Source organism: Phocaeicola massiliensis B84634 = Timone 84634 = DSM 17679 = JCM 13223, from assembly GCF_000382445.1.
Classification (GTDB): domain Bacteria; phylum Bacteroidota; class Bacteroidia; order Bacteroidales; family Bacteroidaceae; genus Phocaeicola; species Phocaeicola massiliensis.
The window spans coordinates 1-13,376 of sequence record NZ_KB905477.1 but is presented as its reverse complement, the minus strand read 5'-3'; the positions used below and the strand labels follow the sequence as shown (position 1 = coordinate 13,376).

7 protein-coding genes are annotated in these 13,376 nt (G+C 37.1%); 4 read left to right on the top strand and 3 right to left on the bottom strand.

What is annotated here, in order from left to right; genetic code table 11:
* Nucleotides 1-287 precede the first annotated feature (287 nt).
* Together HMPREF1534_RS00115 and HMPREF1534_RS00120 are read right to left on the bottom strand one after the other, a co-directional pair.
* Complete coding sequence (locus HMPREF1534_RS00115) at nucleotides 288-1,793, bottom strand: RagB/SusD family nutrient uptake outer membrane protein (RefSeq protein WP_005946101.1); 1,506 nt, start codon at nucleotides 1,791-1,793, stop codon at nucleotides 288-290.
* Nucleotides 1,794-1,811: 18 nt separating this feature from the next.
* On the bottom strand, nucleotides 1,812-4,784 hold the full coding sequence (locus HMPREF1534_RS00120; protein WP_005946099.1) for a SusC/RagA family TonB-linked outer membrane protein: 2,973 nt from the start codon (nucleotides 4,782-4,784) through the stop codon (nucleotides 1,812-1,814).
* A 386-nt stretch (nucleotides 4,785-5,170) separates the two neighbouring features.
* On the opposite strand from HMPREF1534_RS00120, the gene HMPREF1534_RS00125 reads away from it, so the two are divergent.
* The 4 genes from HMPREF1534_RS00125 (at nucleotide 5,171) to HMPREF1534_RS00135 (ending at nucleotide 11,633) form a co-directional block, all read left to right on the top strand.
* Nucleotides 5,171-6,337, top strand: coding sequence for a site-specific integrase (locus HMPREF1534_RS00125; protein ID WP_005946096.1), 1,167 nt, complete (start codon nucleotides 5,171-5,173; stop codon nucleotides 6,335-6,337).
* 481 nt (nucleotides 6,338-6,818) lie between these two features.
* Nucleotides 6,819-6,941 carry a hypothetical protein gene (locus HMPREF1534_RS21140; RefSeq protein ID WP_005946090.1) on the top strand — a complete coding sequence of 41 codons (123 nt, stop codon included), beginning with the start codon at nucleotides 6,819-6,821 and terminating at the stop codon, nucleotides 6,939-6,941.
* Nucleotides 6,942-7,319: 378 nt separating this feature from the next.
* Entirely contained in the window at nucleotides 7,320-10,199 is a 2,880-nt protein-coding gene (locus tag HMPREF1534_RS00130) for a SusC/RagA family TonB-linked outer membrane protein (protein WP_258461940.1), read from the top strand.
* Nucleotides 10,200-10,220: 21 nt separating this feature from the next.
* Nucleotides 10,221-11,633 (top strand): RagB/SusD family nutrient uptake outer membrane protein, encoded by a 1,413-nt coding sequence (locus HMPREF1534_RS00135; RefSeq protein WP_005943307.1) that lies wholly within the window; start codon nucleotides 10,221-10,223, stop codon nucleotides 11,631-11,633.
* A 229-nt stretch (nucleotides 11,634-11,862) separates the two neighbouring features.
* Here HMPREF1534_RS00135 and HMPREF1534_RS00140 read toward each other — a convergent pair whose 3' ends face one another.
* Entirely contained in the window at nucleotides 11,863-12,984 is a 1,122-nt protein-coding gene (locus tag HMPREF1534_RS00140; protein ID WP_018452157.1) for an AAA family ATPase, read from the bottom strand.
* Between the last annotated feature and the right edge of the window lie 392 nt (nucleotides 12,985-13,376).

The following is a 13,376-nucleotide window of genomic DNA, read 5'->3' as shown; positions in this document are numbered from 1 at the left end:
ACCAAAGTTTTTGCAGAACTAAATAATTATTTATTTTACTGATAATCAATACTTTGGTGTACTATCTCCAAGTGTTTCCCCTTCATTTAAAGTACCAAATAAGCAATATTATGAAATATTTTCTACTAATATTCTACCATAAATCAGAGTTCTGATATGCTAAAACAGCTCTGAATAAAACTTATTCTTGCAATATCGTGGGAATTTTATAACTATAATGTACTCAACTTAAAAAGGCCGTGTTATCATAAAACACGACCTTTTATTATATTCAGTAAGCTTTTACATTAATATCCAGGATTCTGTTGCCCTTTCAGTTGTGGATTACTATCCATTTCATCCTTCGGAATAGGCCATACCCAACGATTATCTGTAGCTTCTTTTTCAATATCAGTACCCAAAGCAGGCAAATAATCGTCTCTTTGAGCATCAGATGAGCTACGCTTCATACCAATTTTCCAACGCTTCATGTCAAACAATCTATTGCCTTCAGCAAACAATTCTCGTACGCGTTCATCCTGAATTTCCTGCATCAAAGCTGCGCCATTGTAAACTGTTTCAGTCCATCCTTTGATACGTATCTTTTTTAGTTCATTCAACATCTCTGAAGCTTTATCTTCTTGATTCAACATTGCATAAGCCTCAGCAGCAATCAGATACATTTCAGAAATACGGAAAGCTTTTAACTTATTGACATTATTGGATTTTCCTTCATATAATTCAGGATTACCCGGCCATTTACTACAATAAGTGACCTCAATATCATCACCTACTTGACGGTCAATCAATCCGGTTGTGAAATAAGCATCGTAACGGATGTCATTTTCCTTATCGTACAAATTTAAAACAGACTTAACAGGTAAATAACTAGGGCGAGGCAGTTTGTCAACTATTCCCATAAAAGAACTACCTAAAGCGTTTGAACCGGTTTCTGTCTTTGACATTGCGAACTGCCAGATAGCTTCTGTACCAACATCGTTCAACCACATCTTTTTATACGCATCTCCATCAGATATCAAAGTATAGCGCTTGCTATTGATTAATCCTTGTGCAGCAGCCGCAGCATTTTGATAATCTTCCATTTCCAAATAGACACGTGCCTTTAAAGCTTCAACTACATCTAAAGTAATATATGCAGACTGGGCTTCTCCTTGAATTCCTACTAAGTTGGAAGCCTGTTCCAGATCTTTTACGATAAAATCGAAAGTTTCTTTCAGGCTGCTACGACCGGGATATTTGGAATAATCCGAACTAGGCGCATATTCTGTAACCAAAGGTATTCCATAATCACTTCCGGCAGATGCGGGATCGTAGTTCTTACAATAATGCAAGGCCAATTCAAAATAAGCATAAGCTCTGGAAAAATAAGCTTGTCCTACATAATGATTGATATAAGCTTTATCATTTTCACTTAATTCCGTATCATTTGCCAAGATATTCTGACCGCCCTTTATTAAATGATTGGCATTGGCTATGATGTAATAATTATCGGCCCAACATCCCGAAAATGCTCCATCTGTGATTTCGAAAGCCCAACGATAAAAATATCCATAGGTATTACCATAATCTGCTGTGGCAGTCAATAGTCCGGATTGTACCAACGCATCCATTGAATAAGCATTTTGGACGTATCCTCTCCATTCAGCATGAAGCATATTACTAAAGGCTTGACAGTCCTTTACGGTCAATATTGATTCATCCGTAGGTATTGATGTGCTAGGCATTTCGTCCATATTACATGAAGTAAATGCTGCACAACAGGCTATAATTGATAGTATAATTGATTTCTTCATATTATGCTTTATTTAAATTTAGAATGTTAATTCAGCACCAATCGTAAATTGCTTGGTATTAGGATATTTTCCTAATTGTAAGTTTGAATCTACTTCAGGATCGGCACCCGTATAGTTGGTTACGGTCAACAAATTACGTCCAACAGCAAAAATACGTGCTCCTTTGATGAAACCGGTCTTATGCAACCAATTTTCCGGCAAAGTATAACCGATAGTCAGGTTTTTCAGACGAAGGAAAGAAGCATTCTCAATCAAGTGAGTGTCAAAACGCAATTCAGAATTAGCAGCAGGAATATTGGTTACTTGTCCCGGAGTCGTCCACATATCAAGCATATCCGTTGATTGGTTTAACTGACCTGCAAAATTCGGATTGTTGTAGAAGAAAGCATCATTATTAATAGTATACTTTCCTAATACATAAGAGAAGTCGGCATTAATGCTGAAACCTTTCCAGAAGAATGAAGTACTGAAACCACCGGCCCATGGAGCATAACGTTGCTTTCCTGTAAATACAGCGTTATCTTCAGAATAAGTTTTGGTCTCATTACCGTCTTTATCCAACCAAATCTGCTGTCCGTCTGCCGGGTCTACTCCTACCCAACGAACATAATACAGTTCACCATAAGGCATTCCTACCTGATATTTAATACCGGTATTGGCTACAACATACTCATCACGTCCACCAAACAACTCAGTAATCTGGTTCTTGTTATAGTTAATATTGGCCGAAACACTCCATTGCAGATTTCTACGGTTAATAATATCGTATGAGACTGTAGCTTCAAAACCACGGTTAAACATACTACCGATATTTCCCCAACCGGAACTGTGACCTGTTGTATATGAATAAGGAATAGTCATCAGCATATCTGTGGTTTTCTTATCATAGTATGCCAAGTCGATATCCAAACGATCAAACAAACGTGCACTCAATCCTATATTTATAGTCTTTTGTTTTTCCCAAGTTAAACCATCATTCTGAACAGAAGAAATATAGAATGTTTGATCTCCATTATACTTGCCGGTACCCACTAAGCCCAAAGAAGGATAATAGGGATCACCATCAAATGCAGAGTTACCGGTCGTACCATAGCTGAATTTTACTTTTAGGTCTTTCAGCCAATCAATATCTTCCATGAACGCCTCTTTGGACACATTCCACATGGTACCGACAGAGAAGAAAGAAGCCCAACGATTATCACGTCCAAAAATAGACGAGCCGTCAGTACGGAAAGAAGCGTCAAAGAAATATTTCTCACCAAAATTGTATTCCAAGCGACTAAAATATGAGTTCATCACTTTTTTCTTTTTGCTGGCACTCGGCTGCTTAGGAATAGTACCATTACTCAGCATAGGCAGACGACCATCTGTTATGTTATCCACACTGGCACCAAACGAACTTCCATTATAAATAATAGATTCTTGTCCAACCAATGCCGATATATTATGCATTTCGTTGATACTGAATTTGTATTCGGCTGTATTGGTAAATGTAAATGAAGAATAACGCTGGAAAGATTCGGATGCAGAACCCTTTTGATTATTATAATCAGCGGGCAGACTAACATAACGATATCTGTAATCGAAAGCATCTATTGCCTGTGCCGCACGGATTGTCAGTCCTTTTATTGGTGTTATCTCTTCAAAAGCATTACCATATAGACGTATTTTATTCTTTTCTGTAGGTTGATTTTCCAGCAGATAATACGGATTCCACAATCCAATTTTATCTAAAATGTTTTTTCTTTTTCCATAAGAAATAGAACCATCTGCATTTTCTATGATTTCATAAGGAGTTTCATAAGGGATGGCCCATTTACTTAAAGTCGCTACGTTATACCAACTATTTCCTGTTCCGGCAAAACCGTTAGTTTCAAAATCTTCATAAGACAAACCTAAATTCAATCCAACCCGGAACCAATCTGAAACTTTAGTATCAATATTACTACGTACTGTTTCACGTTTCATTCCTGAAGCCGGTTCAATACCCTCTGCATCATAATGGCTGGCAGAGATAAAATAATTGGTATTGTTGGCTACACCGGTAATACTTGCATCCAATTGATAGGTCGGTGCATTATCTTTAAAAAAGTAGTCATACCAATCTGTAGATATACCGTGTTTCAATGCAAATTCTTTATTAGCCTGAAAAGCTTCATTAGTCTTATAATTGGGATTGACAGTTTCACAGAAATTGAAATATTGCTCTGAGTTCATTAAAGTGATATTTTCTACAGCACGCTGAGAGATACCGTATTGCCCCTTTATGGTAACAGTCGGTTTGACACCTTTACCGCGTTTGGTAGTAATTACTATAACACCATTAGCAGCTCGTGAACCATAAATAGAAGTTGAAGAAGCATCTTTCAAAATAGTCAGATTTTCAATATCATTAGGGTTAATGGCCGAAAATGCACCACTTGAAATAGGAGCACCATCTAATATAAATAAAGGTTCGCTGGAAGAGTTGATAGAACCGATACCACGTAAACGCATAGAGACTCCTTCGCTAGGTTCACCGGAAGAAGTAAAAACTTGTAAGCCGGCAACCTGTCCTTGTAAGGCATCCGCAAAGTTCGCACTTGGTCTATTGGCTATCTTTTCAGATTTTACAGCAGCAACAGAACCAACCATGGAGCCTAACTTCTTGGCACTACCATAAGTACCGGTAACCAATACCTCACTTAATAATTCCGTCATGGGTTTCAAAGTCACTTTTACACTCGGTTTAATAGGCACTTCTTTGTTCTCCATACCTATAAACGAAATAACCAAAGTCTTTGCAGAACTTGGTACATTTGGTAATTGAAATTTACCATCCATGTCAGTAACAGTACCTACAGCAGTACCTTTCACTAAAATAGAGGCGCCAACTACGGGTAATCCGTCCTCTTCCGAGATAACAGTACCTGTTACCTTCGTGACCTGAGCGGTTACCAGACCTATACCTATAAAAAGACAGGTCAATAACAGCATAAATTTTCTTTTCATAAAATTCTCTCTTAAAGTTTAACTTTAGATTAATATAAATTCATTCACTCTAACAATTGGCAAAGATATGAATAAAATTGTAAAATCAAACAAATAATGGTAAAATTCACAAGTATTTCCTCTATTATCATGCTTTTAGGGAGTTTTATCTCACAAAAAAAATAAAATTCACTTCATTTTTATTCGATTTTTTAATATTAGCAATAGAGCGACTTTCAATCTGTAACCTGCATTTTAAATATATATTAACTTATAATTGTTAACATATTGGGCAATCTTTCTAAGTTTATATAAAGAAAAGAACAAAAACATCTTCAAATGCTTTTTTAGTGTTCACTTTACATCTCATCATAGAATATAGTATTTCAATATTAGAACTAAGAATTATGAGAAAGATTAGTTATCGTCCTGTTTACAACCGGAAAAAATGTTTGAATTCCAGAGGAACAGCTCTGGTCCAAGTAGAAGCTTACCTCAATAAGAAGAAGGTCTACTTTTCCACCCATATCTATTTACGTCCAGAGCAATGGGATGTAAAGAAGAAGGTTATCAAAGATCATCCCAATCAAGATGCACTTAACGGAATGCTAAAAGAGTTTATAATTGAGCTGGAAAGAAAAGAATTGGCTTTGTGGAGGCAAGGTAAGGTCATCACATTAAATCTTATAAAGGATGAATTTAAAAGTAGTACGGATATTTCATTTTTAAACTTTGTGCGTAAAGAAATAGATGCATCTCAGTTAAAAGATAGTACCAAGCAAAATCACTTAACGACTATTGGATTGCTCCAATCATTTAAACCATCAATTGAGTTTAAAGATCTAAATTACAATTTCATAACTAGTTTTGAAAAGTATTTGTATGACGCCGGTTATCAAATGAATACTGTAGCAAAACACATGAAACATTTAAAATCGTTTGTTAATGCGGCAATAAATAAAGGATATATCGATTTAAATGATTATGCTTTCAGAAGATATAAAATTAAAATGAAAGAGGGAAAACATGTATTTCTTTTGCCTGATGAAATGAAAAGATTGGAAGAATTATCTTTGATAAATCGGAATATGCATTTCCAACATACATTGGATGCATTCTTATTCTGCTGTTATACAGGATTACGTTATTCGGATTTTACCAATTTAACAGAGAAGAATATTGTTAAAATAGACAGAGAATTGTGGCTGATATTCAATTCTGTAAAAACAGGCATTGAGGTTAAGCTTCCTTTAAATCTGCTATTTGGCGGAAAAGCTTTGAACATACTTACCAAGTATCAAAACAAGTGGAATACTTTTTTTTCACTGAAAAGTAATTCCAATATTAACAAAGAATTAATTCGTATAGGTAAATTGGCAAATATAGACAAGCATTTTTCATTTCATACAGCCCGGCACACCAATGCTACCTTATTAATATATAAGGGGGCCAATATAACAACTGTACAGAAGCTATTGGGACATAAAAATCTGACTACAACGCAGATTTATGGTGAAGTTATGGGCAGTACTATTGTCCGTGATTTAAAAAAGTGTCAGAAAGGAAAAGATTAAATATTGCTGACATATTAATTATACACCTGGTATCAGGTAGAAAATAAGTAGAACAATTATCTCTTTTATCTGTCACATAAAGAAAAGCTCTTCGAGTATTTTGAGTTTTATGTGTGACAGATTTTTCTTCTGCAACATGCATGTTTGCCTTGGCAAGGTCAAAGGAATGGATAATTCCATTTAAGTAAATGGTTTGCCATGTGATGACTGAAACCATAAAAACAACTGTTTTTTGTCCTACAAGTGAAAAATACGTTTCTTCCTTCCTCCTTTCATCAGTCGTTAAAATGCTCTGTTGATGGATAGTCAGTGGTGAATGAACATCTCATCGTCATCCTTTCATTCTCCTTTCATTCGTTAAGTTTGGAATCGCTGTGGGCAGCTTTGAAGGGACTTGGAAAGAGTGACTGAAACAAGAATGAAAGGGGCTCTGTCATTATTAACCAATTGATTATCTGCATGTTTTGGTAAAGATGTAAGGATGAACGGAAAAGAAAAAATGATTGACTTGGTGAAGGGGTACAATCTGCCTTTACAGGAAAAACATACCGAGCTTTTTAAAAAAGACCTTGCTATGTTCGAAAAAGACTTTGAAGTTTTTTAAAAACATCAAGGTCTTTCTGCAATATGCAGTGTGAGCTGCCTATTTTAAAATGTGTACGTACGCATCGGGCTGCACATACGGTGGCATCAGCCTACACATATATATGCGTAAGCCTACACGTACGTACGCATCGGGCCACACTGACGTACGTATGCATAAGCTTACACATATATATGTTATGACTGTAGGAAACAAATTGTTGATACAGAACTTAAACAATCTGATCCATATACCTACAGAATAGTGTAAACTGATTTAGTTAAACACTACCAATACAATCTTATTTCATGGTAGAATTAAAGTAGGAATTGTTTATTAATTATAATACTACAGCAGTATTCAGTGGATATATGCATAATGCGACATGGTTGTTAATATATTAATTATCAATGCTATACATATGTATTTAGTTCTGCAAAAACTTTGGTTATTTCGTTTATAGGTATGGCAACTCAGGAAGTAGCAATAAAGGCAAACTTGCAGATATTTTTAAAAGCTGATGCAGAAGTACTTGATGAGGTGATGGTTGTGGCATACGGTACAGCTAAAAAAGCTTCATTTACCGGGGCAGCCTCAACAATTTCAGCAAAAAAAATATTGAAGGATATTCCGATTAATTCATTTGAAGAAGTCTTGCAAGGTTCTGCTCCGGGTGTTACGGTAAACAGCAATAGTGGACAACCCGGTGCAGCACTTTCTATCCGTTTGCGCGGTACAGGCTCCATGAATGCCGGAAATGAACCTCTATATGTCATTGACGGAATTCCCGTAGTATCTGGAGACGTTGCTGTTTCAGGAGTGAGCGGAGATACTAAATCTTTTAATATTATGTCTTCTTTGAATCCCAGTGATATTGAAAACATAACCATTTTAAAAGATGCAGCAGCGGCATCACTCTATGGCTCCCGAGCTGCAAATGGAGTTGTCCTGATTACTACCAAAAAAGGACAAGAAGGAAAAACAACCATAAGTTTCAAAGCTAATTGGGGCATAACCGATTGGGCTACCAAAAACCGCGAGACTGTTAACGGTGACCAACAAAGGGAGTTGACTTATGAAGCCTTTTACAATGAGGGTATACTATATAAAGATTACGATGAGGTCCAAGCCAAGCAGTACGCCCAACAAAATGTAGATGTGTGGGCGCCTAAACTGGACCGCTATTCCGATTGGGAATCAGCCCTGTTTAAAAGTAACGGCTCAATGGAGAACTATGAGTTTGCAGCTCAAGGAGGTAATGAAAATACAAACTTCTATGCTTCTTTAGCTTATAAGAACGAAAAGGGCATGGTAGAATCATCATGGATGAAAGGCTTCTTCGGTCGTGCCAATGTAAGCCACAAATCCAATGATGGCAAAATAAAAATGGGAGTTAATATTTCCATGTCTAAACAAAGCAGCTCTCAGGTTTCAGAGGGATACGCTTATGCCAATCCCTACTTTGTTACACGTTGGTATGCTATTCCTAATATACCAATCTATAACGAGGACGGAAGTTTTTATGAAGGATTCCCTATTGCCAATTTAGGCGTTGCCAATCCGGTAAAAGACATGAATCTAGACAAAAGTTTGTCAAGCGTATTCAGAAGTTCCAATTCTTTATGGGCGTCTTATGAAATTATAAAAGGGCTTATCCTGAAACAAACATTGAGTTACGACTATATCATGAATGAAGCTACCACACACTGGCCAAAAGCTTCACACAACGGTAACTTACATCAAGGATTAATGATTAAGATACCCTATCAAAATCACAATATTTACTCCTCAACTGTTTTAAACTACATAACAACTATTAATGAAAAGCATAATGTAGATGTACTTATAGGATGGGATGTTGATGATAAAAAAGAAACTTATGTAGAAGCTGTCGGAAAAGGATATTCCACAGACTTACTACCTGAACTGGAGAACTCTTCTACTCCCATGACTGCTTCATCGGGATACTCTAGAGACAGATTATTATCTGTTTTGTCACGTTTCAATTATGATTATGCCGGAAAATATTATATTTCCGCCAACTACCGTCGTGACGGGAGCTCTCGCTTAGGGATAAATAAGCGTTGGGGAAATTTCTGGTCAGTTTCTGGTGCGTGGAGAATCAGCAGTGAGAATTTTATGCAGGGATTACCTTGGATCAATGACTTAAAATTAAGAGTTTCTTATGGTATTAACGGTACATTACCAAGCAAACTTTATAGTCACCTGAGTTTAATGAGTACGGGGTATGACTATCAGGACAAACCGGGTATTGCACCAGGTACAATTCCTAACCCCGATCTTGCATGGGAAAGAAACAAGAACTTCAACGTAGGTTTTGACACTCGCCTCTTTGAGCGTTTGAGTTTCTCATTTGACTATTACAATCGCTTAACTACAGATTTGCTTCAAGATGTTCCAACTTCAATGACAGTGGGTTTCACTTCTGCGTTAAAAAACGTAGGCTCCATGATTAACCGTGGCGTTGAGATTGACATTAGTTATGATATTTTCAAGCACTCGGCTATTCAGTGGACTACCGGTCTAGCCTTGTCACACAATAAAAATAAAATTGATAAATTATATGATGGCAAAGACATTATTAGTGGTTCAAGCATCTTACGTGAGGGAGAATCCTATTATTCATGGTGGGCCAGAGAATGGGCAGGCGTTGATCCTCAGACAGGTGAAGAACAATGGGTACTGAACACCCAAAATAAAGACGGCTCTCTGAATAAAGAATTAACAAAGAACCCGGGAGAGGCTCAACGTATTATTATTGGCACTCCTGACCCCAAATTAACCGGCGGATGGAGAAATAGCCTTTCATGGAAGGGACTGGAATTCAACGCCCTGTTCTCCTTCTCTCTAGGAGGGAAATTATTGGATGACGCTTGCTTAACGTATACAGATACTGATGGCGAAAACGCTTATTATGCAATAGGCAAACAGCAGTTAAACAGATGGCAAAAACCGGGAGATATTACAGATGTTCCGCGTCGTATAAACAACTATACATACGCCCGCTATTCAAGCGACCGTCACATGCACACCAATAATTATCTCCGTTTAAAATCGGTTTCACTTTCTTATTCTTTGCCCAAACAATGGCTCAACCCCTTAAACATAAATAATTTGCGCGTGTTTGTTTCAGGCAGCAATTTGCTGACATTCCAATCTTATGACAATGTGGATCCGGAACAACCTATTAATGGTAATGTAAATTTTGCATTTCCGGCAATGAAAAGTGTCAGTTTCGGTCTGGAACTATCACTATAACCTATAAACACAGAAATAATTATGAAACATAATAGTTTAAAATTCTTATTCATAGCGGCATCCATTTCTATAGGATTGTCTTCATGTGATGGCTATCTGGATCAGATGCCTTCTAACGCACTGCCTTCCGATGAATCTATTAACAATATTGAAGATGTAGGTTCTGCTCTAAATGGTGTATATTCAGGTTTACTGTCTAGCGAATATTACGGTGCCGATTTCATATCAAGAGCAGAAGTAGGAGGTGAAGATGTACAAACTTCGACTCCAAGCAAAAGAACTGAAAATTTTTACAAATTCATGTATCGTCAGAATAATGCGCCGACAGGTCTTTGGAAAATACCCTATCAGGTCATTAATCGGGTAAATGTTCTTCTGCAAGCTATAGAATCGGGTAAAATCACGGCTTCTCCTCAATTAGACAATGCAAAAGGAGAAGCTCTTGCAGTCAGAGCATTGTGTAATTTTAACCTTAATATAGTATACGGTTATCCTTATCAAAAAGACAAAGGAGCTTCTTTAGGAGCACCTATTGTAGAAAAGGTCTTGACGGCCAACGACATGCCTGCCAGAAACACGGTTGCCGAAGGCTATGAAGCAATAGAGAAAGATTTAACAACAGCTTTAGGATTGGTTTCTGATAAAGTCAACGATGGGCATTTTAATAAATGGGCAGTACTAGGATTGCAGGCTAGGGTTTATTTGTATAAAGGCAATTATGACGCAGCGTTCAATTGTGCTGAAACGATTATAAAAGAAAGTCCTTATAAACTGATTCAAAACGCAGACTATCTTGCTGCTTGGTCTAATGAATATACCTCAGAATCCATACTCGATTTGCATGTTTCAGATTTGTCTTCCGGTAATCGTGAACTCTTTGGTTATTTGGTAGATCCTAAAGGGTATGCAGCTATAGCTGCAACTGATGCCTTTATCGAACTGCTAAATGAATATCCTAATGATGTCAGATTAGGACTTTTAAAGGAAGATGCTGCAGGAGTTAAATGTATTATTAATAAATACCCGGGAAGGAATGGAGCCTCTACGGTTAATAATATCAGAGTGATTCGCTTGTCTGATATCTATCTGATTGCTGCAGAAGCTGCTTTGCGCAAATCAAGTCCAGATCAAGCGAAAGCAAATAGCTATTTGAATAAGATTATTAAAAGGGCTATTCCAACAGCATCGGATGTTGTCGCTACATTGCCAATGATCGACCGGGAAAGAAGGAAGGAGTTAGTATTGGAAGGACATCGTCTCAATGATATTTTACGAGTTGGAGGAACTGTAACAAGAGAAGGAGGCCGTCACTTCTTGAATAATACAGACTTAATAAGCCCTAACTGGAATGACTACCGTTGTGTTATGCCTATTCCTCAAGCTGAAATAGATGCTAATGTAAATCTGCAAGGACAACAGAATCCTGAATATTAACACTATTATATAAAATGACTTGATACCTTGGTTTGAATTCTACAGTGGGGTACACTGTAGAACAGCCATAAAGTATCAAGTCATTTTTATTCCATATGGTAGGTGTAAAAGATACCTTAATCGTTTTTCCATCAGAATTCTCGGACAAAGACTTCCTTTTCTTCACAGAAAAAGAGAGAGGCTATCCTATAAAGTACGCATTTGAAAATAAATGGAGTTGTTATTTTCTTTACAACCGCTTCAACCAGAGTTCGAAAAAACGGTCATAAACGCTGTATACACCTAATTCAGCAGTGACAAAATCTTTTTCCAGCAATCCTTTCAGTGCTCCCTGTACACTGCTTGCCGTCAGTTTGTAAGTGTGGAGAAATCTGGAAGAGGTGACTTCCTTTATCCTGCCTTCCTTGCAGATGGCTATCAGCACCTCCTTTTGCTTGGGTGGAAGTTGATAGAGTAAAGAAGAATAGGTAAAATCCATCTGCGATAAAATTTCATCTAATGCCAATTGGATCTTTCCAACCGTACAGGTTTCTTTTTCCATGGTATCCGCATAGAGGAAATTCATAACAAACTGGATATACCAAGTGGTACCGTCAAACAGCCGATATACTTCTTCTATGGTGTCCTTATTGATATTCTTTCCATTCTCTATAAAATGCCGTTCAATGAAAGCGGCATAGCTTCCAATTCCTATGGGTTTCAAATCCAGAATAGTAGTACTTTGATAGAAAGGACGTGAAGGAGTGGTGAATATTTCTCCCATCATATGCCGCTGAGAACCCGAATAGATGAAACAGGCATTGGTGCAATGCTGTATATAAGTCCTTAGTGTCGCTTCTATGTTTTTCTCGGGATATTTGGCTATCACCTGGAATTCATCTATGGCGATCAGGCAAATTCTGTCCGCTTTCTTCAAGTAACTGAAAATTTCGTCCAATGTTACTGAAGGGTTTTTGATATCGCCCATTTCCAGATTCCAACTGGGATTGCCCGTTTCATCAAAGGTGATTCCGGTACGAAGGGAAGATAAAGTGGATAGAAATGTTTCCCATATCTTCTTCCCTTGGGGTTTCAGCCCTTGCAATATGCTCTTACCGAATTCAAAGACAAATTCTTGCAGATTCTTGGTAGCGTAAATGTCTATCAGGAAAGTGTAATAGTTGTTTTTTACTTCCGGCTGGTGGAAACAGTGTTCTATCAGTCCTGTCTTTCCCAACCGCCGGGGGGAAATGAGAGCTACGTTGTTTCCATTGGTGATCTGCTTCGTCAGAAAACGCGTTTCTTCTATCCGGTCACAGAAATATTTCTCTGAACGATAACCGCTTGTTATAAAAGGGTTCATTTTTACCATAGTCACATACTTTTCCACAAAGATAATTATAATCTTATTATAATGCAATTATCATCATGTGTTTTGATTTCGTTAATAAGGCAGGTGTCTAGGCGTTTCTGGCAAAAAATGTCATTTGATTGCAAAATAAATCTTGTTTCTGCCATCAGTCGTTTCTTTCATACGCACCATACATTTGAAGTGAAAGTAATGAAATTTATTTCATATACGAATAATATAAAGGTTTATTTAGTAAAACGACATCAACACAATTTCATTTTATGGTAGAATTATAGTAGCACTTACCTATCGATTATGGCGCTATAGCCATATTGGGTGTATGTTAGCGTCATATGATGATATTGATAATTAACTATTAATCAATGTATTGTGTATAGTTTTAGTTCTGCAAA